24 protein-coding genes are annotated in these 21898 nt (G+C 70.9%); 11 read left to right on the top strand and 13 right to left on the bottom strand.

Annotation, left to right across the window (positions count from 1 at the left end; translation table 11 throughout):
* The first annotated feature begins 79 nt into the window (after positions 1-79).
* A complete protein-coding gene (locus HL652_RS01025) occupies positions 80-4933 on the top strand; it encodes an Lhr family ATP-dependent helicase (RefSeq protein ID WP_171703584.1) in 4854 nt (1617 codons plus the stop codon).
* Positions 4926-5714, top strand: coding sequence for an Fpg/Nei family DNA glycosylase (locus HL652_RS01020; protein WP_171703583.1), 789 nt, complete (start codon positions 4926-4928; stop codon positions 5712-5714). The genes HL652_RS01025 and HL652_RS01020 overlap by 8 nt, the downstream gene beginning before the upstream one ends.
* A gap of 84 nt (positions 5715-5798) precedes the next feature.
* Here the strand turns inward: HL652_RS01020 and HL652_RS01015 are convergent, their stop codons facing one another.
* Positions 5799-6182 (bottom strand): MmcQ/YjbR family DNA-binding protein, encoded by a 384-nt coding sequence (locus tag HL652_RS01015; RefSeq protein WP_171703582.1) that lies wholly within the window; start codon positions 6180-6182, stop codon positions 5799-5801.
* A 98-nt stretch (positions 6183-6280) separates the two neighbouring features.
* Here HL652_RS01015 and HL652_RS01010 point away from each other — a divergent pair, with 98 nt between their 5' ends.
* A complete protein-coding gene (locus HL652_RS01010) occupies positions 6281-6979 on the top strand; it encodes an alpha/beta hydrolase (protein WP_171703581.1) in 699 nt (232 codons plus the stop codon).
* Between the two features lie 18 nt (positions 6980-6997).
* A complete protein-coding gene (gene ybaK, locus HL652_RS01005; protein WP_171703580.1) occupies positions 6998-7525 on the top strand; it encodes a Cys-tRNA(Pro) deacylase in 528 nt (175 codons plus the stop codon).
* A gap of 315 nt (positions 7526-7840) precedes the next feature.
* Here ybaK and HL652_RS01000 read toward each other — a convergent pair whose 3' ends face one another.
* The 3 genes from HL652_RS01000 to HL652_RS00990 all read right to left on the bottom strand — a co-directional run bounded on the left by HL652_RS01000 (position 7841) and on the right by HL652_RS00990 (position 10088).
* A complete protein-coding gene (locus tag HL652_RS01000) occupies positions 7841-8725 on the bottom strand; it encodes a hypothetical protein (protein ID WP_371743538.1) in 885 nt (294 codons plus the stop codon).
* A gap of 368 nt (positions 8726-9093) precedes the next feature.
* Positions 9094-9867: a YqjF family protein gene (locus HL652_RS00995; protein WP_171703578.1), complete on the bottom strand. Its 774-nt coding sequence runs from the start codon at positions 9865-9867 to the stop codon at positions 9094-9096.
* An 8-nt stretch (positions 9868-9875) separates the two neighbouring features.
* On the bottom strand, positions 9876-10088 hold the full coding sequence (locus tag HL652_RS00990; RefSeq protein WP_171703577.1) for a hypothetical protein: 213 nt from the start codon (positions 10086-10088) through the stop codon (positions 9876-9878).
* Between the two features lie 192 nt (positions 10089-10280).
* On the opposite strand from HL652_RS00990, the gene HL652_RS00985 reads away from it, so the two are divergent.
* Together HL652_RS00985 and HL652_RS00980 are read left to right on the top strand one after the other, a co-directional pair.
* Positions 10281-11087 carry a thymidylate synthase gene (locus HL652_RS00985; RefSeq protein WP_171703576.1) on the top strand — a complete coding sequence of 269 codons (807 nt, stop codon included), beginning with the start codon at positions 10281-10283 and terminating at the stop codon, positions 11085-11087.
* 4 nt (positions 11088-11091) lie between these two features.
* A complete protein-coding gene (locus HL652_RS00980; RefSeq protein ID WP_171703575.1) occupies positions 11092-11619 on the top strand; it encodes a dihydrofolate reductase in 528 nt (175 codons plus the stop codon).
* Positions 11620-11798: 179 nt separating this feature from the next.
* On the opposite strand, the gene HL652_RS00975 is transcribed toward HL652_RS00980, so the two are convergent.
* From HL652_RS00975 to HL652_RS00960, 4 genes are all read right to left on the bottom strand, one after another.
* A complete protein-coding gene (locus tag HL652_RS00975) occupies positions 11799-12056 on the bottom strand; it encodes a hypothetical protein (protein WP_171703574.1) in 258 nt (85 codons plus the stop codon).
* Between the two features lie 180 nt (positions 12057-12236).
* Positions 12237-12764, bottom strand: a complete 528-nt coding sequence (gene msrA, locus HL652_RS00970; RefSeq protein ID WP_171703573.1) for a peptide-methionine (S)-S-oxide reductase MsrA — start codon at positions 12762-12764, stop codon at positions 12237-12239.
* Positions 12761-13240, bottom strand: a complete 480-nt coding sequence (gene msrB, locus HL652_RS00965) for a peptide-methionine (R)-S-oxide reductase MsrB (protein WP_171703572.1) — start codon at positions 13238-13240, stop codon at positions 12761-12763. Before msrB ends, msrA begins: the two co-directional genes overlap by 4 nt.
* Before the next feature lie 110 nt (positions 13241-13350).
* On the bottom strand, positions 13351-14973 hold the full coding sequence (locus tag HL652_RS00960) for a molybdopterin-dependent oxidoreductase (RefSeq protein ID WP_171703571.1): 1623 nt from the start codon (positions 14971-14973) through the stop codon (positions 13351-13353).
* Positions 14974-15097: 124 nt separating this feature from the next.
* On the opposite strand from HL652_RS00960, the gene HL652_RS00955 reads away from it, so the two are divergent.
* On the top strand, positions 15098-15451 hold the full coding sequence (locus tag HL652_RS00955; protein ID WP_171703570.1) for a nuclear transport factor 2 family protein: 354 nt from the start codon (positions 15098-15100) through the stop codon (positions 15449-15451).
* An 85-nt stretch (positions 15452-15536) separates the two neighbouring features.
* Here the strand turns inward: HL652_RS00955 and HL652_RS00950 are convergent, their stop codons facing one another.
* The gene (locus HL652_RS00950; RefSeq protein ID WP_171703569.1) at positions 15537-15695 is read right to left on the bottom strand and encodes a hypothetical protein; all 159 of its coding nucleotides are present in this window, start codon (positions 15693-15695) and stop codon (positions 15537-15539) included.
* A gap of 81 nt (positions 15696-15776) precedes the next feature.
* Between HL652_RS00950 and HL652_RS00945 the strand changes: the two genes are divergently transcribed.
* Both HL652_RS00945 and HL652_RS00940 read left to right on the top strand, forming a co-directional pair.
* On the top strand, positions 15777-16439 hold the full coding sequence (locus HL652_RS00945) for a dihydrofolate reductase family protein (RefSeq protein WP_171703568.1): 663 nt from the start codon (positions 15777-15779) through the stop codon (positions 16437-16439).
* A 94-nt stretch (positions 16440-16533) separates the two neighbouring features.
* Positions 16534-16830: a helix-turn-helix domain-containing protein gene (locus HL652_RS00940; RefSeq protein WP_171703567.1), complete on the top strand. Its 297-nt coding sequence runs from the start codon at positions 16534-16536 to the stop codon at positions 16828-16830.
* A gap of 39 nt (positions 16831-16869) precedes the next feature.
* Here HL652_RS00940 and HL652_RS00935 read toward each other — a convergent pair whose 3' ends face one another.
* Entirely contained in the window at positions 16870-17448 is a 579-nt protein-coding gene (locus tag HL652_RS00935; RefSeq protein ID WP_253743558.1) for a dihydrofolate reductase family protein, read from the bottom strand.
* Positions 17449-17564: 116 nt separating this feature from the next.
* On the opposite strand from HL652_RS00935, the gene HL652_RS00930 reads away from it, so the two are divergent.
* Together HL652_RS00930 and HL652_RS00925 are read left to right on the top strand one after the other, a co-directional pair.
* Entirely contained in the window at positions 17565-17999 is a 435-nt protein-coding gene (locus HL652_RS00930; protein ID WP_171703566.1) for a hypothetical protein, read from the top strand.
* Between the two features lie 135 nt (positions 18000-18134).
* A complete protein-coding gene (locus HL652_RS00925) occupies positions 18135-18863 on the top strand; it encodes a TetR/AcrR family transcriptional regulator (RefSeq protein WP_171703565.1) in 729 nt (242 codons plus the stop codon).
* Between the two features lie 74 nt (positions 18864-18937).
* On the opposite strand, the gene HL652_RS00920 is transcribed toward HL652_RS00925, so the two are convergent.
* The 3 genes from HL652_RS00920 to HL652_RS00910 are packed head-to-tail and all read right to left on the bottom strand — an operon-like array spanning position 18938 to position 21861.
* A complete protein-coding gene (locus tag HL652_RS00920) occupies positions 18938-19732 on the bottom strand; it encodes an SDR family NAD(P)-dependent oxidoreductase (protein ID WP_171703564.1) in 795 nt (264 codons plus the stop codon).
* 17 nt (positions 19733-19749) lie between these two features.
* Positions 19750-21039: an acyl-CoA dehydrogenase family protein gene (locus tag HL652_RS00915; protein WP_171703563.1), complete on the bottom strand. Its 1290-nt coding sequence runs from the start codon at positions 21037-21039 to the stop codon at positions 19750-19752.
* 9 nt (positions 21040-21048) lie between these two features.
* Positions 21049-21861, bottom strand: coding sequence for a hypothetical protein (locus tag HL652_RS00910; RefSeq protein WP_171703562.1), 813 nt, complete (start codon positions 21859-21861; stop codon positions 21049-21051).
* Between the last annotated feature and the right edge of the window lie 37 nt (positions 21862-21898).

Below are 21898 nucleotides of genomic sequence, written 5' to 3'. Positions count from 1 at the left end.
TGGGGAACGTGTTGCCGGTGCAGGAGTCATGGACGGCGGCTCACGGGCGGATGTCGGAGGTGTGGGGAAAGATGAGGATATGAGCGACGTGCTCGACAGATTCTCCCCCGCGACCCGCGAGTGGTTCCTGGGTGCCTTCAGCGCGCCCACCTCCGCGCAGACCGGGGCATGGGAGGCGGTGTCGGGCGGCGATCACGCACTGGTGGTGGCGCCGACCGGGTCGGGCAAGACGCTGGCGGCGTTCCTCTGGGCGATCGACCGGCTCACCACCACCATCGAGCCGGGCGCGGCGCGAAAGACCTCCGTCGTCTACGTCTCTCCGCTCAAGGCCCTCGCGGTCGACGTCGAACGCAACCTGCGCTCACCGCTGGTCGGCATCACCCAGACCGCCAAGCGACTCGGCACCGAGCCGCCGGTGGTGACGGTGGGCGTGCGCTCGGGAGACACGCCGGCGCCCGAGCGGCGGTCGATGTCGAAGAACCCGCCCGACATCCTCATCACCACCCCCGAGTCGCTGTTCCTCATGCTGACCTCGGCGGCCAGGGAGTCGCTGAGCGAGGTGACGACGGTCATCGTCGACGAGGTCCACGCCGTGGCCGCGACGAAGCGCGGCGCCCACCTCGCGGTGAGCCTCGACCGGCTCGACGCCCTGCTGCCGAAGCCCGCTCAGCGCATCGGGCTGTCGGCCACCGTGCGGCCGCGCGAGGAGGTCGCGCGCTTCCTCGCCGGCGGGCGGGCGGTGTCGATCGTGGCGCCGCCGTCGACCAAGAAGTTCGATCTGCGGGTGGTCGTTCCGGTCGAAGACATGTCACAGATCCCGCCGAAGGAGCCGGGGCTCCGTGAGGGGTCGGCCGCGTCGTCGACGGCGCCCGAGCAGGGGTCGATCTGGCCGCACGTCGAAGAAGACATCGTCGACCGCATCCTGGAGCATCGCTCGTCGATCGTGTTCGCGAACTCCCGGCGGCTCGCCGAACGGCTCACCGCACGGCTCAACGAGATCTACGCCGAACGCATGGGGTGGGCGGGGCCCGACGGCGAGGCACCCGAGGTGGTGGTGCTGCCGGTGCGGCGGGAGGATGCGGCGGGTTCGTCGAGCGGGCCGGGCGTGATGGTGGTCTCCGGGGGGTCGGGCGGCGCGGGCGCGGTGACTCGAGCCACGGGCTCGGGAGCGCCCTCGGGTTCGGGCGCCCGGACGGGCTCGGGAGCGCGCTCGGCCCCGGCACAGGTGATGGGCGGCTCCGGCCAGACCAGTGGCGCCGGGCAGGTCTCGGCAGACGGCGGCGGAGACGACGGCCCCATCCTGGCGCGCGCCCACCACGGGTCGGTGAGCAAGGAGCAACGGGCCGTCATCGAAGACGACCTGAAGACCGGCAGGCTGCGGTGTGTCGTCGCGACCTCCAGCCTCGAGCTCGGTATCGACATGGGTGCGGTCGACCTCGTCATCCAGGTGGAGGCGCCCCCCTCGGTGGCGAGCGGCCTGCAGCGGGTGGGGCGCGCCGGCCACCAGGTCGGCGAGGTCTCAAAGGGCCTGCTGTACCCCAAGCACCGCGCCGACCTCGTGCACTCGGCGGTCGTCTCGACACGCATGACCGAGGGGCTCATCGAGACCATCGCGCTTCCGGCGAACCCGCTCGACATCCTCGCCCAGCAGACCGTGGCCGCCTGCGCCCTCGAACCGATCGACGTCGAGGAGTGGTTCGACGTCGTGCGGCGGAGCGCGTCTTTCGCGGCCCTCCCCCGCTCGGCGTTCGACGCCACCCTCGACCTGCTGTCGGGCCTCTACCCCTCCGACGAGTTCGCCGAGCTCCGGCCGCGCCTGGTCTGGGACAGGGATGCCGGAACCCTCACCGGCCGCCCCGGCGCCCAGCGCCTCGCCGTGACGAGCGGCGGAACCATCCCCGACCGCGGGCTGTTCGGCGTCTTCATGGTCGGCGGCGAGCCGAAAGACGCCGATCCTGCCACCGGTTCGGCGCGTTCCGCACCCGGCCGCCGCGTCGGCGAGCTCGACGAGGAGATGGTCTACGAGTCGCGGGTGGGCGACGTGTTCGCGCTCGGAGCGACGAGCTGGCGCATCCAGGAGATCACCCACGACCGCGTGCTCGTGCTGCCCGCCTTCGGGCAACCGGGGCGGCTGCCGTTCTGGCGCGGGGAGGGCATCGGCCGGCCCGCCGAACTGGGTGCGGCCATCGGCGAGTTCACACGCACCGTCGCCGCGGCCGACCCCGCCGAGGCACGCGGCCTCACCGACAAGGCGGGGCTCGACGACTGGGCCTCGGCCAACCTCATCACCTTCATCTCCGAGCAGCGCGAGGCGACCGGGCACGTGCCGAGCGACCGCACCCTCGTGGTGGAACGGTTCCGCGACGAGCTCGGCGACTGGAGGGTGGTGCTGCATTCCCCGTTCGGCATGCAAGTGCACTCGCCGTGGGCACTCGCGATCAACGCGCGCATCAGGGAGCGCTTCGGCGTCGACGCCAACGCCGTGGCGAGCGACGACGGCATCGTGGTGCGCCTTCCCGACACCGAGAGCGACCCGCCCTCGGCCGACCTCTTCCTCTTCGAAGCACCCGAGCTCGAGCAGATCGTCACCGACGAGGTGGGCGGGTCGGCACTGTTCGCCTCCCGCTTCCGCGAGAACGCGGCCCGCGCACTCCTGCTCCCCCGCCAGAACCCCGGCCGACGGTCGCCGCTGTGGCAGCAGCGGCAGCGCTCGGCCCAGCTGCTCGAGGTGGCCCGCAAGTATCCCACCTTCCCGATCGTGCTCGAGACCGTGCGCGAGTGCTTGCAAGACGTCTACGACCTGCCGTCGCTCCTGCGCATCGCGCGCGACCTCGAGGCCAGGCGCATCCGTGTCGTCGAGATCGAGACCGCAGAGGCGTCGCCGTTCGCCAAGTCGCTGCTGTTCGGCTACGTCGCCTCGTTCGTGTACGAGGGCGACTCCCCGCTCGCCGAACGGCGCGCCGCCGCACTCTCGCTCGACCCGAGCCTGCTCTCGGAGCTGCTCGGCCGCGCCGAACTGCGGGAGCTGCTCGACCCCGGCGTCATCGACGACACACAGCGCGAACTGCAGCGACTCGCGCCCGACCGACGCGCCCGCGACCTCGAGGGCGTCGCCGACCTGCTGCGCGTGCTCGGCCCGCTGTCCGCGGCCGAGGTGCGGGCGCGTTCGGTCGACGAACTCGACACCGCCGACGCTCTCGCCGGTCTGGTCGACGCCAAGCGTGGCCTGCGCGTGAGCATCGCGGGCGAGGAGCGCTGGGCCGCCATCGAAGACGCCGGGCGCCTGCGCGACGCCCTCGGGGTTCCCGTGCCGTTCGGCGTTCCCGACGCGTTCATCGCCCCGGTCGAGCAACCCGTTCTCGACCTCGTGAGCCGGTACGCCCGCACCCACGGCCCCTTCCTCGTGGGCGAGGTCGCCGCCCGCTTCGGGCTCGGTGTCGCCGTGGTGACGGATGCGCTGCGTCGCCTCTCCGCCGACCGTCGCGTGGTCGAAGGGGAGTTCCGGCCCACCGGTCAGGCCGCCGACGCCGAACGCCTCGGTCAGGCGGGGGCCACGGAGTGGTGCGACGCCGAGGTGCTCCGCCGGCTGCGAAGCCGGTCGCTCGCCGCGCTCCGACACGAGGTCGAGCCGGTCGAACCGACGACGCTCGGGCGGTTCCTCCCGGCGTGGCAGCACGTGGGCGGCTCGCTGCGCGGGATCGACGGCGTGCTCACGGTGATCGAACAGCTCGCCGGGGTTCCCGTGCCCGCGTCGGCCTGGGAGAACCTCGTGCTGCCCGCTCGCGTGCGCGACTACTCCCCCGCGATGCTCGACGAGCTCACCGCCTCGGGCGAGGTGATGTGGTCGGGGCGCGGCAGCCTGCCGGGCAGCGACGGCTGGGTCGCGTTCCACACCCTCGACACCCTTCCGCTGTCGTCGGTTCCGCCCGACGAGGTCGACGAGACGCCGCTCCACCGGGCCGTGCTGCAGGTGCTCGGGCGAGGCGGGGCGTACTTCTTCCGCTCGCTCGCCGACGAGGTGGGCCGGGCGCTGGCTGAGGAAGCCGACCCCACGCATCCGTCGGGCGACGCCGAGATCGTCACCGCCATCTGGGACTTGGTGTGGGCCGGGCGGGTGACCAACGACACCGTCGCCCCGCTGCGCACCCTCACCGGTTCGGGCAAGGCCTCGCACAGCACGAAGCGCAGCGCGCCGCGCGCCCGCATGTACCGCGGGCGGGCCATCACCCGGGCCTCGATGCAGACGCGGGTGGGCCCTCCCACGGCGGGCGGGCGTTGGTCGCTGCTGCCCGATCCGAACGACGATGCGACGTTAAGGGCGCACGCCACCGCCGAGATGCTGCTCGACCGGTACGGCGTCGTCACGCGCGGGTCGGTGGTGAGCGAGCGGGTTCCGGGCGGCTTCGCGCTGATGTATCGCGTGCTCAGCCGCTTCGAGGAGAGCGGCCGGTGCCGGCGCGGGTACTTCGTCGAGACGCTGGGCGCGGCCCAGTTCGCCACCGGGGGCACCGTCGATCGGCTGCGCGGCTTCGCTCCGGATGCGCTCGGTCGCGACAGCGGGCGAGACCGGGCCCCCGTGGCGCTCACGCTCGCCGCGACCGACCCCGCCAACCCCTACGGTGCGGCACTGCCCTGGCCCGCCGTCGAGGGGCACAAGCCCGGCCGCAAGGCCGGAGCACTCGTGGCGCTCGTCGACGGCGCGCTCGTGCTCTACCTGGAGCGCGGCGGCAAGTCGGCGCTGGCGTTCGGCGACGACGCCGAGGCGCTCAGGCTCGCCGCAGACTCGGTCGCGGCCGCCGTCACCGGCGGGCGTGTCGACAAGATCGCGGTCGAGCGCGTGAACGGCGACTTCGTGCTCGGCACCGCGGTGGGCGGGGCGCTCGAGGCTGCCGGGTTCACCGGCACCCCGAGGGGGCTGAGGCTCCGTGCCTGAGGGAGATACCGTCTACCGCACCGCGGTGCACCTGAATACGGCGTTGGCCGGCCGCGTGCTCACCGTGTGCGACCTGCGCGTGCCGAAGTACGCATCCGTCGATCTCAGCGGCGAGACCGTCGACGAGGTGGTGTCGGTGGGGAAGCATCTGCTCACGCGGGTGGGCGGGTACAGCATCCACAGCCACCTCAAGATGGAGGGGTCGTGGCACGTCTACCGGCACGGCACCAAGTGGCGGCGGCCGGCGTTCCAGGCGCGCGCCGTGCTCGAGAACACCGAGTGGGTGACCGTGGGGTTCGACCTCGGCACGCTCGAGGTGGTGGAACGCGACCGGGAGGACGAGGTGGTGGGGTACCTCGGGCCTGACCTGCTCGGGCCGGGGTGGGACGCCGGGTCGGTCGACGAGGCGGTGCGACGGCTGGGCGAAGACGGGGAGCGCGAGATCGACGTGGCGCTGCTCGACCAGCGCAATCTCGCCGGGCTCGGCAACGTCTTCGTGAACGAGCTGTGCTTTCTGCGGGGGTTGTTGCCGCAGCGTCCGGTGGCGGAGTCGGGCGACCTGGTGTCGATCGTCGAGCTCGGGCACCGGCTCATCACCGCGAACCGCGACCGGGTGGAGCGCACCACGACCGGCGACACCCGGCCGGGGCGGCAGACGTGGGTGTACGGGCGGGAGGGGCGGCCGTGCCTGCGGTGCGGAACGCGCATCCGTCGGGGGGCGCTGGGGGCGAACGAGTTGTCGGAGCGGGTGACGTATTGGTGCCCGCGGTGTCAGACGTAGGGGGCGGGGGTCGCGGCGTGCGGCGGGGTCGCGGCGTGCGGCGCGCGGCGGCCCAGGGGGTGAGGCTGGGCGCGGCTCTCGGTCTCAGGTGGTGGGGCGGGCGTCGAGGGCGGCGAGCTGGCGCTTCAGCGCCACCTGGCGGTAGGAGGTGTCGACGAGCTCGGCGAGGAAGGTCCAGTCGGTGGTGGGGGTGATGTCGATGGCCAGCCAACCGGAAGGGCCGAAGTACGGGGGAACGAAGACATCGTCAAGTTCGAGAAGGGCGCGATGCTCTTCGGGGTCGGGTTTGAAGACGACGGAGCTCGGGCGGTGCATCGTCGCGCCGGCGAAGGCGAAGATCTTCTTGCCGGCCCGAAAGGTGGGCCGCCCCCACGACTCGGCCTCGACGCACTCGGGGTAGGTCTCGCAGAGGGCGCGCAAGCGCTCGACCAGGGGGTCGCGGTCGGCGAAGAGCTTCGGATGCTCCATGCCGGGAGACTACCCGTCGCCCTGCCGCTCCACCAGAGCCCGTCAGCGACCCCTGGCGGCGGGCTTCGAGTGTCGGTGCCCGATGTTAGATTCGGCACATGGACACGCATGAAGACGAGGTGACGATCGACGACGCCGCCGTGGTCTGGTCGGTGGCGACGGAGGAGATCTCGGAGCGACTCGTTGAGCAGCCGCTCGTCGTCGTCATGCACGGGCGCGGCTCGCACGAGAACGACCTCGCGCAGCTGTTCCCTCTCCTTCCCGCCGGGTGCGTGTACGCGTCATTGCGCGCACCGCTGTCGGGCGCGCCCTACGGCCTCGGCGGCTGGACATGGTTCACCGCGAGCGGTGCGAACGGGCCCGAGCGCGCATCCGTCGACGCCGCCGTCGCGGCGGTCATCGCGTGGCTCGACCGGGCGGAGGGGCGTTTCGGTGCGCCTCCGGCGATCGCCGCGCTCGGTTTCTCGCAGGGCGGCATGATGTCGATCGAGCTGATGCGCGCCGCTCCCCACCGCTTCGCCGCCGCGGTGAACCTGTCGGGCGCCAGTGCCCACGGCGCGGTGGCGGGCGACGAGGTGCTCGCCGCTCGGCGGCCGCCGCTGTTCTGGGGGCGCGATGTGGCCGATCCGATCATCGATGCGGCAGCGATCGCCCGCACCGAGGAGTTCGTGCCGGCTCACTTCGACGTGACCGCGCGGCTCTACCCCGGTATCGCCCACTCGATCTCGCAGGAGGAGCTCGTCGAGGTGAGCGGGTTCCTGGTCGAGGCGTTGCGGCTCGACGGCGCGGTCGCCTGAGCGTTCGGGAACGGCACGATGGCGAAGAAGGGTGGCGCGCGTGGCGGTCGCGGCCCGTCGGCGGGTGGCGGACCTACCACGGCGGCGACGATGGCGCTCGCGGCGGCGGGGGTGCAGTTCACGCCCCACAGCTATGTGCACGACGACTCGGTCACCGATTTCGGCGCCGAGGCGGCCCGCGAGCTGGGGCTCCCCGCCGAGCGGGTGTTCAAGACTCTCATGGTCGAGACGGATGCGGGGCTCGGCGTCGGCATCGTCCCGGTGAGCGACCAGCTCGACCTCAAAGCGCTCGCCGCCTCGCTCGGAGCGAAGAAGGCGGCCATGGCCGATCGGGCGCTCGCCGAGCGCAAGAGCGGGTACGTGGTGGGCGGCATCAGTCCGATCGGTCAGAAGACCCCGGTCGCAACGGTGCTCGACGACAGCGCCCTCGCCTTCGACACCATCCTCGTCTCCGGCGGCCGCCGCGGCTTCGACGTCGAACTCGCCCCCACCGACCTCCTCCGCGTCGTCGGCGGCCACGCCGCCCCCATCCGCCGCGCCCGGTAGGCGGGCGGGCCTCGGGTGCTGGCGCTGCCCGATGTCGTCAGCTGGCGAACTCACCCTTTCCGCTGCGGCCGGTCGGCCGACGGACCCACGCGGGGCTGCTCCCGTCGGCGCGTACGTCACCCACATCGGCCGCAATCGATAGACGTTCGCATTCCCGTCGATGCGGCGCTATCGCAGTGAGTCCCCGGGCCGCCCCACATCCGCCGCAGCCGTCAAGATGGCGGGCCGCGGTCGGTGTCCGCGTCTCCCACATCGGCCGACGCCGACATGCCCTGCGGGCCGGTCGGGTCGGCGCTACCAGCGGGCGGAGGGGGCTCAGGCGCCGGCGGGGAGGAGGTCGGTGACCCAGCGGCGGAGGAAGAGGGCGCCGGCGGCGTCGTTGATGAGGTCGGCGGGGGCGGTGAGTACGGGGTAGGGCTTGTCGGGGATGCCCTCGGCGGGGCGCACGTCGACGTGAGCGACGTCGTGGCCGTGGGCGAACAGCCAGTCGGCCATGGCGTAGTCACCGCGGGAGTCGCCCGCGGTGCGCCAGAGGGTAGGGAGCGGTCCGTCGGCGGCGATCAGGGCGAGACCGCGCTCAGCGCCCAGGGCCTTGCCGACGCGCACGTCTTCGATGTCGGTCGAGATGATGGACGGATCGAGCCGGTACCGGATGCTGCCGTCGGCGGCCGGCCGACGCTCTGTTCTCCACAGGGCGCCTTCGCCGTCCGCTGTGCACAGATCGAGGAGGGCGCGGTCGATCTCGTCCTGCCGTGCGAGATAGTCGAGGGAGTCGACATCGAGGTGCTGCTCGACGGCGAAGCCGGTGCGCTTGCTCTCGTCGAAGAACACGATGTCGTCGAAGCGCTCGTGCACGAGCGCCCGCACCTTGTCGCGGAGCTCGGCCGGCAGCACGAGCGAGCTGTCGACGACGAGCTCACCGGCACCCGCGTCAGTGATGGGGAACCAGGTGGCGCCCTTCTCGCAGACGCCGTAGACCCGGGCACCCGGAGCGAGCCCTTCCGTGAGCAGCGGCCCGACCACCTCGTCGACGAGGAACCCGTCGGAGCGCCCGGTGTTGAACACCACCGGCACTCCCGCGTTGGCGAGGGCGACGAGATCCTCGGCGATCGACGGGATGGCCAGCGACCTCGTCACCGGACTCGCCAGCGGCCCATCGACGTCGAGCAGCAGACCGAGCGAGGGGGTGGGGGACGTCACCCCTCCAGTATCTCCCGGCACGAGCATCCACCCCCGCCAACGATCATCACCACGTTCTTGCGGACAAAGTCCGTCACAACATCAGTTAGGACGGACTTTGTCCGTAGGAACGTTGGCGACGGTGGGGAAGGGGAGGGGGTGGCGGACGCCGCCCTCCAGTCATCCGCGATAAAGTCCGGGATGACTGCAGTCATCCCGGACTTTATGCGGGAGAAGCCGGGTGGGGAGGGAGAGCAAGGGCGGGCTGGGCGCAGCGGGCCAGCGGAGGTCAGGGCGGGGCGGGCGCAGCGGGCCAGCGGAGGGCCGGGTGCGCGCGGCCGAGCGGCGGGCCAGCGGAGGGCCGGGTACGCGCGGGCGGGCGCAGCGGGTCAGCGGAGGGCGGGGTACGCGCGGCCGAAGGCCGTGTGCACGCCCGGGGAGAAGAGCACGGAATCGGGGGCGCGGGAGGCGAGGCGGGGGAAGCCGGCGGCGGCGAGCAGCTCGTCGTCGAGGAAGTCGAGGCGGGCGGCACGCACCTCCCACGGGTCGTGCTCGTTCGGGATGAAGAGGGTGCGCCCGTGGCGGGCGATGTGGAGGCCCCAGCGCGCGGTGAGGAACACGGCGAGCGGGTCGTGCGAGAGATCGGTGTCGAGGGGCTGGGCGTCGATGCGGGAGTGCGGGCCGGTGCGTCCGCCGAAGCCGTGGGCTCCCCGACGCTCCGAGCGGTAGCTGATGACGCCGGATGCGGAGGTCGAGATCGACATGCGGGCCCAGCGGTAGGGCAGGCCGAACAGGGCATGCGCCGCACTCACGGCGGCGAGCCTCGACGACTCGAGCGAGCTGAACACCACGCCCCGGCGGCCGGTCTCGTCGACCGAGTAGAGGCGCACGTTGATCTCGGGGAAGGTGCCGGCGTAGGGGATGGGGCCGAGCGGGCGGAAGCCGGGAGCGGTCGCGTGAGCGAGCCGGAAGGGGATGAGCCCGACCCAGGCGGAGCCGTCGAAGACGTCGGGACGGGTGCCCGGCGGCAGATACGGTGCCACGACCGCGGGCTCGACCCGCCAGTGCAGGAAGGTGAGCGACTGCCAGTCCTGCTCGTGCAGCGGCCCGCCCGGCATGGGTGGGGCGACGCGCGACAGCGCTGCGGGCTCCGCGAGCGGCATGAGAGCCCCTACTCGTCGGCGTCGATGCCGACGACCGCCACGTCGACCCCGGGTGAGAGCAGGATGTCGGCGCGCTTGTACTTGCCTTCGCCGACGTTGACCTCGAGCCAGGTGGGCACGGCCGACTCGACTGCCGCGCGGATCTCTTCCTTGACCTCGTCGATGTCGCGCCCCGAGACCGAATACTGCTTGCCCGCGTAGAGGATGTTGATGCGCTTCACCGGCCGCCCTTCTGTCGCCACCAGGGTATCGGCAAGCGGGGCGCGCATCCGTGTGGATCGACACGACTGTCCGCGAAAGGCGACGAAAGGCCGGGAGAGGCGGGAAAAGGTGTGCGAAGAACTGCGCGGGATGCGCGGAAGATCCGCGTGAGACCGACCACGGCATCCGTGAATGCGTCTACGCTCGACGTGATGAACACGATCGCGACGCCCTACGAAGACCTGCTGCGCGAGACGCTCGCCACGGGCACGCCGAAGTCCGACCGCACGGGCACCGGCACCCGCAGCGTGTTCGGCCGCCAGCTGCGCTTCGACCTCGCTGAGGGGTTCCCGCTCATCACCACGAAGCGGGTGCACTTCAAGTCGATCGCCTACGAGCTGCTCTGGTTCCTGCGCGGCGAGGGCAACGTGGGGTGGCTGCAGCAGAACGGCGTGACCATCTGGGACGAGTGGGCCGATGAGCGCGGCGAACTCGGCCCGGTGTACGGGGTGCAGTGGCGTTCGTGGCCGGCGCCCGACGGCAGCCACATCGACCAGATCTCGCAGGTGATCGACACCATCCGCACCGACCCCGATTCGAGACGGATGATCGTGTCGGCCTGGAACGTCGCCGACATCCCGCAGATGGCACTGGCGCCGTGCCACGCCCTGTTCCAGTTCTACGTCGCCGACGGCAAGCTCTCCTGCCAGCTGTACCAGCGCAGCGCCGACCTCTTTCTCGGGGTGCCGTTCAACATCGCGAGCTACGCGCTGCTCACCCAGCTCATCGCCGCGCAGACCGGGCTCGGGCTCGGCGACTTCGTGTGGACGGGCGGCGACTGCCACATCTACGACAACCACGTCGAGCAGGTGCAGCTGCAGCTCGAGCGCGACCCGTTCCCGGCGCCGACGCTGCGCATCGTGAACGAGCGGGCGAGCGTGTTCGACTACGAGTACGACGACCTCGAGCTCGTCGACTATCAGCACCACCCCGCCATCCGCGCCGCCGTCGCGGTCTGACGCCGTGGGCATCGCACTCATCTGGGCCGAGGCCGCGGATGGCGTCATCGGGGAGGGCGGCGGCATTCCGTGGCATCTGCCCGAAGACCTCGCGCACTTCCGCGAGCTCACCACCGGCAGCCCTGTCGTGATGGGGCGGCGCACCTGGGAGTCGCTGCCCGAACGGTTCAGGCCGCTGCCCGGCCGCGAGAACATCGTGGTGACGCGGCAGAGCGGATGGTCGGCGCCCGGCGCCGAGACGGCTCACGATCTCGAGACTGTGCTGGGGCGGTTCGGCGGTGCGGGCGCGGGGACCGAGACGACGGCGTGGGTGATCGGCGGTGGCGAGATCTATGCGGCGGCACTGCCGCGGGCGAGCCGGGTCGAGGTGACGGAGGTGGATCTCGAGGTCGCCGGGGATACTCGGGCGCCTGAGCTCGGCGGCGGCGAGTGGGTGCGGGTGACCGAGCCGGCCGAGGGGTGGCACGAGTCGCGCACGGGCATCCGGTACCGGTTCCACTCCTTCACCCGCGCGTGGGGATCCCGCGCGTAGGTGACCCGCTCGTAGGGAACCCGCGCGTAGGGGGCCTGCCACCCCGCGTCCCGGCGGCCGATCACCGCGAAACGACGGAGTCCTGTCGCGGAACCGGCCCGAGCATCCGTCGTTCGGGTGGAATGCGCCGAGACTCCGTCGTTTCGCACGGGGCAGCGCGGCAGCGCGGCGCCGGCGGCTCAGTCGTAGATGTGGGTGACGTTCCAGAAGGGGCCGCCGTGGCGGCGGACGACGTCGAAGACGCGGCTGACGCCGGCCTCGTTGGTGGCCTGGAAGCGCCAGGCGGCGAAGTCGGGCGCGTGGGTGCCCCAGTAGAGGCCCTCGGGTTCGGTGGGGCGGTCGGTGACGCGCCAGCGCTCGCGCTGCCAGAGCATGCGCACGGGCAGCGCGTCGGCGAACCAGATGGTGGCCACCTCGGTGAGATCGATGGTGCTCATCGCGCCTCCAGACATTCGAAAGTGTATTCGAATGTCCATCTTGCTCCCGCGGAGCGCGACACGCCAAAGCCGAAGCGGCGAGACCGGGGTACGGTCGAAGAAAGCGGGGAGCGCGACCGGGATAAGGGGCGCTCCCCGCTTCTGTATCGATGCTACCGAATGCACCGGCAGCCCGGAGAACTACGCCCCCGCAGCGCCTGCGTGCTCACGCCGCGGCAGCACCCACCCGGGCCGCACGTAGTGGCAGGTGTACCCGTTTGGGTAGCGCTCCAGGTAGTCCTGGTGCTCGGGCTCGGCCTCCCAGAACGGCCCGGCGGGCGCGACCTCGGTGACGACCTTCCCGGGCCACAGGCCAGAGGCGTCGACGTCGGCGATGGTGTCCTCCGCGACGGCGCGCTGCTCGTCGTCGAGGTAGTAGATGCCCGAGCGGTAGCTCGTGCCCAGATCGTTGCCCTGGCGGTTCTTCGTCGACGGGTCGTGGATCTGGAAGAAGAACTCCAGCAGCGACCGGTAGCTCGTGACCGTGGGGTCGTAGGTGATCTCGATCGCCTCGGCGTGCGAGCCGTGGTTGCGGTAGGTGGCGTTCGGCACGTCACCGCCGGTGTACCCGACGCGTGTGTCGAGCACGCCAGGGCGTCGGCGGATGAGGTCCTCCATGCCCCAGAAACATCCTCCGGCGAGAACGGCCTTCTTGGGTGCGGTGGTCATCGGGTTCCCTCCTCGGGAGTCGTGGTGGTGGCTGCGCCGAACAGGCTCAGGTAGTCGCCGTACCCCTCCGCCTCGAGCGAGGCGACCGGCACGAAACGCAACGCGGCGGAGTTGATGCAGTAGCGCATCCCGCCCGCCTCGCGCGGACCGTCGGGGAACAGGTGCCCCAGGTGGCTGTCGCCACCCGCCGAACGCACCTCGGTGCGGGTCATGCCCCAGCTGCGGTCGGTCTTCTCGACCACCCGGGAGCGGTCGATCGGCACGGTGAAGCTCGGCCAGCCCGACCCGCTGTCGTACTTGTCGGTGGAGGCGAACAGCGGCTCGCCGGTGACGACATCGACGTAGATGCCGTCGTCGTGGTTGTCCCAGTACTGGTTGCGGAAGGCCGGCTCGGTCTCGTCGTCTTGCGTGACGCGGTACTGCTGGCGGGTGAGACGCGACAGCGCCTCAGGGGTCTTGACGTACTCGGTGGTCACGAGGTCTCCTCTGTCTTCGCGCCGCTGGCTGCGGCGTCATAGAGCAGAACAGTCGTTCTGCCTGCATTGTTCCCGCGTGGTGAAGAAAGTTCCGGATGCTCGCCGCGGCGTCACGAGACCGTCACGAGCGAGCGCTGCCAGCCGGTCGACCCGTCAGGGGCGATCGGGGCGCGCTCCTCGACCTGGAGCTTCCCCTCCTTGTCGGTGGCACGCACGGTGACGTAGTGCACCCCCGACGTCGCCTCCCAGTCGACGTACCACTGCACCCAGGTGCTGTCGTTGACGGGGGTCGAGAGGGTGGCGGGGATCCAGTCGGCGTCATCGATTGACACCTCCACCTTCTCCACACCCACGGGCTGCGCCCAGGCGACGCCCGCGATCTTCGTCGCGCCCGCCTGCACCGGGGTGTCGACGCGCGGGGTGTCGATGCGCGAGGAGAGTTTGATCGGGGCCTTCTCCGAGTAGCCGCGCGGGGTCCAGTAGGCCTGGTCGTCGGCGAAGGTGGTGGCCTTCAGCTCGGTCAGCCACTTCGTCGCCGACACGTAGCCGTACAGGCCCGGCACGACCATCCGCACCGGGAAGCCGTGCTCGAACGGCAGCGGCTCGCCGTTCATCGCTACGGCGAGGATGGCGTCGAGGTTCTCGTCGGTGAGACTCGACAGCGGCGTGCTGGCGGTGAAGCCGTCGGAGCTCGTCGACAGCACCATGTCGGCGCCCTTCTGCACCCCGGCTCGCTCGAGCACCGTGCGCACGGGAACACCGAGCCACTTCGCGGTGCCGAGGAGGTTGCCGCCCACCTCGTTCGAGACGCAGGTGAGCGTGATGGAGTACTCGTCGAGCCCGAGGTCGAGGAGGTCTTGGAAGCTGAGCGTGAACTCGTTGTCGACCATGCCGGTGACCTTGAGGCTCCACGTGCCGGGGTCGAGCTCGGGCACGGTGAGGGCGGTGTCGACGCGGTAGAAGTCGGCGTTCGGGGTGTAGAGCGGGGAGAGCCCGTCGATGGCGAACTCGGCGCCCTGGGGCACGGTGACCGTCGAGCGGGCGGCGGGGAGCTTGAGAGCGGCACGGATGCCGTCGATCGACGAGGTGGCGGCCGAGGCGATGCGGGCCCCGGTGCCGACGACGGCGGCTCCGACGGCGGTGAGCACGGCCATGCCGAGGAAGCGGCGGCGGTCGACGGCGGGCTCACGCGACGGCTCGTCGCCGTCGCGTGGATCGGGCGTCGCGGGTGCCGCGGTTTGGCGCCAGCGACGGAGGCGCTCGGCGAGGAGGTGGAGGAGCACGACAGCGACCAGCGTGCCGATCACCGTCGGAAGGGAGGCGAGCGGGCCCGCCGAGGCGCGCGTCACCACCGCGGCGACGGCGAGAGCACCGGCGAGGCCGACGAGGACGAGTCCGAGCGGCGGGCGGACGAGCTGCAGCACGCCCGCTAGGGCGGCGGCGATCACGACGGCGACGCCGAGCGAGACCAGGAGGAACAGCTTGTCGTTCTCGCCGAAGGTCTCGATGGCGAACTCCTTCGCCCAGCGCGGCACGATGTCGATGACGAACGAGCCGACGGCGAGCAGCGGACTGCCGTCGCGGCCGGTGAGCAGGGCGACGGCCTCGGCGACGGCGAGGAGCGCGCCGGCGGAGATGACTCCCGCGACGGCGGCGAGGAACGCGAAGAACGCTGCACGACGGCGACGCGCCCCACGACTCCGGTTCGGCTCCCGGTTCGGCTGCTGCGACATCGACTGCCTCCTCCACGCTGCCGAGGCCAGAGGCTCGGCCTGCCCGGCACGATGCCGGGGCCTGTGCGGAGGATTCGTCGCGCCACGGGTCGCGGATTGGATCGCACGGGGCGACACTGATCGCATGACCGAGCGCATCGCATCCTGGATCGAGGACTACCGCAGGGCCTGGGAGTCGAACGACCCCGCCGACATCGTCGCCCTGTTCACCGACGACGCCGAGTACCGCGACGGCCCGAGCACCCCGCCGTGGGTGGGGCACGACGAGATCGTCGAGAAGTGGCTCGCGGCGCGCGACGAGCCCGGAGACACGACGTTCACCTGGCAGGTGCTCGTCGACACCCCCGAGCTCGGTGTGGCGCAGTGCGTGAGCGAGTACCCGAAGCTGTCGAAGATCTACGACAACCTGTGGGTGGTGCGCTTCGCCGCCGACGGGCGGGCGAGCTCGTTCACCGATTGGTTCGTGCTGCGCGACTGAGGTGTGGCGTGAAGGTCGCGCAAAGCGCTCTGTCCACGCGCGGGAAGAGCACTGTGCGCGACCAACGCGCGCCCAACGTCGGAGGCTACGCGCGGCGGCGGATGTACCGGATGAGCGCGGCGATGATCGCGAGGATCACCACGACGAGGCCCACCCACAGCAGGAACTTGGCCGCCTCGACGAAGATGCCGATGAACAGCAGGACGAGGCCGATGATGAGAGCTGCTACAGCGATACCGATCATGGTCTCAGCCTGGCCCTGAGCATCTGATTCCGCACGTCTCCAGTGATGTGAACGCCGTCAACATTCGGTTAGGGTGAGCGCATGACCAAGCTGCGCGTGCACAACCTCGCCGTCTCGATCGACGGATTCGCGACCGGCGAGGGGCAGAGCCTCGAGGCGCCCTTCGGGCACGCCGGGCACCGGCTGATGAGCTGGTTCTTCCCGACGCGGGCGTTTGTGGAGATGACGGGTCACGAGTCGGAGTCGGTGGGCGCGGGCACGCGGGGCGTCGACGACGCGTTCGCCGCCGCGACGAACCTCGGCATCGGCGCCGAGATCATGGGCCGCAACAAGTTCGGTCCGCAGCGGGGGCCGTGGCAAGACGAGAGCTGGCAGGGATGGTGGGGCGAGGAGCCGCCGTTCCACTCTCCTGTCGTCGTGCTGACGCACCACCCGCGGCCCGACTTCTCGCTCGGGGAGACGACGTTCCTCTTCCGCGACGCCTCCCCGGTAGAGGCACTAGCGATCGCCGTGGAGCAGGCAGGCGGGCTCGACGTGCGGCTCGGGGGCGGGCCGACGGTGGTGCGCGAGTTCCTCGCCGCCGATCTCGTCGATCACCTGCACATCGTGGTCGTACCGATCGTGCTTGGTCGCGGTGAGCGCGTCTGGGACGGGCTCGAAGGCCTCGAGGAGCGCTTCGATGTCGAGGTCATCGCCTCCCCCACGGGCGTGGTGCACTACGTCTTCACCCGCAGGCCGCGCTAGCCAGGACCCCGCCCCGCCCGGGATGGCGGTCATGGTGGTCGGAAAACCTGCCAGACAGTGTGGGTTGTGGCATGATTTCATGTCAGGAGGCGCTATGGTTCAGCGATCATCGCCGCGTCGGTCGCGGCAGCTCGAGGAGTTCGGCGAGAACATCCGGCGATGGCGCACGCTGAACGGGCTCTCGGCCGCCGAGCTGGCCGATCGGGCCGCCGTGTCTCGACAGACGCTTCGCGCGATCGAGTCGGGTGAAGGCGGTCGCATCGACTCCCTGTTCGCCATCCTCGGCGCGCTCGGAATCGCAGAGACGGCCATCGCTGGCATCGACCCGTACACGAACGAGACAGCACGAGCCCGCATCGACGACCTCCTCCGCAACGGCGGGCGCCTATGAGAGCCCCCGACGATATCGAGGTCTGGACGACACTCTGAGTCAGTGGTGCAGGCGGTAGGTGTTCCAGATGACGCCGTTCGGGAAGGGGCGGGTGTCGGTGAGGTGGAGGCGCGCATCCATCGGCCGGGCGAAGAGGGGGATGCCGGTGCCGAAGAGCACGGGGTTCACCTTGAGCAACAGCTCGTCGATCTCGGGGAGGAGCTCGCTCGCGAGCCGGCCACCGCCGCAGAGCCAGAGGTCGCCGCCCGGTTCGGCCTTCAGTTCGCGCACGCGTGCGAGGGCGTCGCCGCGCACGAGCTCGATGCCGTCGGCGACCGCCGCGCGGTCGAGCGTCGAGGAGAACACGAGGTGGCGCAGGTGCGGGTAGGCGTCGCCGACGCCCGCGCCGAGCCCCACCTGGTGCGTGGCACGCCCCTCGAGCACGGTGTCGAAGCGGCCGGCGCCGCTCAGTCCGAGGGCGTCGCGCACGAATCCGGGAAGGGTCTCCGGATGCTCGGCCACCAGCGCGTCGATGTGCGGCCCCTCGACGGGGAACCGATCGAAGGTGCCGTCGCTCTCGGCAATGAACCCGTCGGCGCTCACGGCCACGAAGTACACGAGTGATCGCATGATGGTCATGACGCCCCACTGTATCCCTCGGCCACCCGCCCCGTCGGTGAGAGGATCCTCGCATCCGCTACTAGGATCCGCCGTCCGGCCCGCTTCGGGGCGATGCGATGGGTTACCGTCGTCGCATGGGGACAGTCACACGCAGAGAGCTCATCCGCGCCGGCGCCTGGTCGGTGCCGGTCGTCGCCGTGGCCGTCGCGGCCCCGGTCGCCGCAGCCTCGATGCTGCCGGCCGGAACCGTCACCCAGGTGGGCCTGTACCAGCAGTTCGCGAACTCGGTGAACTGGACCTGGAACGCCACCAACACCACAGCGGGCCCGGCGCAGCTCACCGTCACCCTCGACCTCGGCACCTTCACCTTCGGTGGGTGGCTCACCTCGGCCTGGGCCCGCTCGGGCAACGTCTACGTCGCCAACGCCCAGGTGGCGTCGGGCAGCAACGTCGGCAACTGCACCGTCGTGCTCCGCGCCCCCTCCGGCACCACGGGCGTGGTCACGGCGACGGTCAGCGCGAGCGGCGCGCAGTCGCAGAGCTATCCCTTCACGATCACGATCCCGTAGGCCATCACCGAACGGAAGCCGTAATCCGCACTCCGGGTACAGAAATCTCGCTCGGCGCGGCGTTGCTGCGCGGGCCAGACATGCCGCCTCTGTCATGATGAGAGAAATCGTTGCGTGCATGAGAGGAGGCCGCCGGTGAGCACAGAGCCGTCGGATGCCCCGCCCCGCCGCCGCGCACGCGGGCGCGCCTCCAAACGGGAGGCCATCCTCGCGGCCTCGGTCGAGCTGTTCAACACCCAGGGCTACGAGATGACGTCGATGGACGCCGTCGCCGCCCGTGCCGGGGTGTCGAAGACGACCGTCTACGCCCACTTCGGCGACAAGCTCGCCCTCTACCGGGAGATGGCCGACCGTGCCGTCACGCTGCTCGACGTCGACTTCGACCGCCTGCACGTCGACGAGTCGCTGAGCACCTTCGACAAGCTCGTCTCGCTGGCGCGACTGCTCGTCGAGTCGCTCACCTCCGAGACCTTCCTCGCGTTCCACCGGGTGATGATCCTGGAGGCCAACAACCGGTCGGACCTCACCACCCGGCTGGTGCCGGGCGCCCCGCACGTCGTCGACGTCGTCGCCGACATCCTGCGTGAAGATGCGGTGCGGCTCGGCTACGAGGTGCGTGACGTACGCGCACACGCGGCCCTGTTCGCCCGCATCGCGGTGGCGAGCTTCGAGATCGACGCGCTCCTCGACAAAGACTTCCACCCCGACGACGAGCTGGTGACCAGGCACGCCGCCTGGGTCGCCCACATGCTCCTGCTGAGCATCCGGCCCTCGTCGGTCGTCGCCGCCGGCGGCGAGGAGCTGGGTGCTCCCCCGCCGGCCCCCGACTACCTCTGGCTGCCGGAGCGCATCCATCCCCGATAGCGCATCCGTCCCCGGGCGCGCACCCGTCCCCGGGAGCGCGTACCTCCCCAGCGGCACGCGCTCCCGGGGAGGCTTCAGATACCGGCGTCGATGACGATGTTCGTGCCGGTGACGAAGTCGGCCCGGGGGCTCGCCAGGTAGGCGACCGCCCACGCGATGTCGTCGGGCCGGCCGATGCGCGGCACCTGCTGCCGGAAGACCGTGGTGGCGAGCTCCTTCTCCACGTCGCGCCAGTCGCTCGCTCCGAGCGTCGCCGCCGCCCTCTGCAGCTCGGACTCCGAGTCCGGCGTGGCGATGATGCCGACGCTGATCGAGTTCGCCGTCACACCCGACCCGCCGAGACCCCGCGCGAGGGAGCGCGCGAAGTTGATCTCGGCGGCTTTCGCCCCCTGGTAGTCGGCGAACGCCGGCGGCTGGTGCAGGGCGACGGCGCTCGCGACGTGGATGACGCGGCCCCAGCCCCGCTCGAGCATGCCGGGCACGAGGCGCTGGGTCACGGCGACCGCACTCAGCACGTTGAGCTGGTAGGTGGCGAGCCAGCGATCCGCGCTGGTCTCCCAGACCGGCTCCGGGCTGAACCCGCCCGCCCGCCCGCCGGCGTTGTTGATGAGGATGTCGGCACCGCCCGCGGCGATCACCTGGTCGAGCAGCGCATCCGTCTCGGCTGCGGAGGTGAGGTCTCCGGTGACGACCTCCGCGTCGCCGCCCGCGGCCGTGATCTCGTCGGCGACCCCCCGGCTGCGGTCGGCGTTGCGCCCGTGCACGATCACCGTCGCGCCCTCCCCCGCCAACCTGAGCGCGATGCCCCTGCCGATGCCTGAGCTGCTGCCCGTGACGAGCGCGCGCTTTCCCTCGAGTGTCAGTTCCATGACAGCTTCCCTGCTCCTTACTGCGCGAGTACGCGCTCTTTGGCTTTGCCCACGCCGGGGACCCCGGCCATCCCGTCTGCCGACGCCGAGACGCCGAAAATCTCCCGGCCCGCGAGCTCCGCGGAGGGGTCGAGACGGTTCGAGCCGTGGGTGAGGGCGACCCTCACGTCACGGGCGTAGCGCTGAATGGGGTTGCTGAGGGCCACGGTCGCCGAACCGATCGCGAACTGGATCTGCTCGATGGCTTGCCCGGCGAGATTGCCTGCGTAGACGAAGTCCATCTGCAAGGCGGTCTCCTCGGCCACACTGAACGACTCTCCGGCGAGCGCCTTCCGGTCGATGACGTCGGCGCCCGCGAGCAGCAGAGCGCGGGCGGCGTTGATCATGGCCCGCGCCTTGCCCGCGACGATCTGCGTCGCCGGGGTCTCCCGCAGCGACGGGTAATCGAGGTTGAACGGCTTCTTGTTCGCGGTCTGCTCGAGGAAGCAGTCGAACGCGCCCTCCGCCATGCCCACGGCGATGCCCATCGTCTCGAGCGACACGATGATCATGAGCCCCCTGGCGTCCATCGAGAGCCCGAGGCCGTCGTACTTGGTGTGGATGGCGTCGAGACGATCGGTGAGCTCCGCGAGCGGCAGCACACGGTGCTCGGGGATGAACACATCGTCGGTGACGGTCACGCTGTTGCTCGACGACCCCGACAGGCCCATCACGTGCCAGTCGTCGACGATCTCGTACTGACCCCGCTCGAGGAGCACGGCGATGCGATCGAAGTCGCCGTCGGGTTGCTCCACACCGACGCCCACCACCATGAAGGCGGCGTGCTTGCTCCCGCTGCCGAAGCCCCATTTCCCGCCGGCCTTGACGACGTAGCCGCCGTCGACCTTCGTCGCGTGCTGGATGCGGTCGGAGAACAGCGACGCGCTCGCCACGACCGGACCGTCCCAGTCGCGCGTGCTGGAGTAGATCTCCTCGACCGCCTGGTCGGGGAAGGTCAGCACGACGCGAGTGAATCCGCTCGAGATCATGGTCTGCCAGCCGGCCGATCCGTCGGCGCGGCCGACCGCGAGGATGACCTCGGCGAGGTCGCGCGCGCCGAGCGCGTGTCCGCCGAACCGCTCGGGCAGCGACAGCCGGAAGACGTCGAGCTCGGCGAGTGCCGTCAGCGTCGTCGGGGGCAGACAGCCGAGCTTCTCGCCCTCGCGCGCATCCTTCCTGATCTGGGGGACGAGGGCGAGCACGCCGTCTCGGATGCGGCGGCCGGTCTCGGTCGACAGCGGCGACTCGTGAAGAGAGGTGGTGGACATCGTTGCTCCTTATGCGCCTTGCCAGCCACTCGTCGTTCCGAGTGGCAGGATCTCGCGGATCTCGTCGAAGATCCGGATGCGGTGGTCGACGATCTTGAAGACGACCGCCATGTAGAACGAACCGCTGTCGGGGCGACCGTTCGGGATGGGGTGGAAGTCGGCGACGACGATGCTCACCACGACGCCGAGCTCGGTGTCGACGATCGGGTAGCGCCGGTCGGCGACCAGGGGACGGGCGGGGCGTGTGCCGGCGATGATCGACTCCACGGTGTGCACCGCCTTGTCGGGCGACAGCAGCAGCTCGAGGTTATTCGTCACCTTCTTGCCGTTGTGGAAGGAGTCGCAGCGATACCCGACGGGGACGATGCTGCCGTCTCCCGACTCCATCGCCTCCCAGTAGCTGTCGGCGATGCGCACCAGCTCCTCGCCACTGCTCCGGCGCTGTTCGGGAACCGGCGCCCGGTAGATGACGTCCGGCTCGGCGAGCTCGTCGACGGCGTTGAAGAACCCGGCGCGCCCGGTGCTCACGATCGCCTCGGCCTGGTCGACGCGATCGCCGTCGACGTGCAGTCGCAGGGCGAACGCGTCGCGACCGTCGGCGAACGCCGCGAGCCCGACCACCACCGCCTGCCCGCGGCGGGAGTCGACGAAGGTCTGAAGCCCCGAGAACGCCTGCGCACGAGCGAGACGGCCTCCGGCCGACGTCACGTCGACGCCGTTCTCCGTGAACCGGAAACCCTCGCCCGCCGGCAGGCCGGAGCCCCCGAGGCCGCGCAGGAACCTGTCTGCGGTCTCGGAGAGCCCGGCCGTCGTGTCGATCATGGTCACAGGTCGTGCGCTCGGTGCTCGGCGGGGCGGG

Origin of the sequence: Herbiconiux sp. SALV-R1, assembly GCF_013113715.1 — a bacterium.
Classification (GTDB): Bacteria; Actinomycetota; Actinomycetes; order Actinomycetales; family Microbacteriaceae; genus Herbiconiux.
This window is presented reverse-complemented; position numbering and strand designations above follow the sequence as displayed.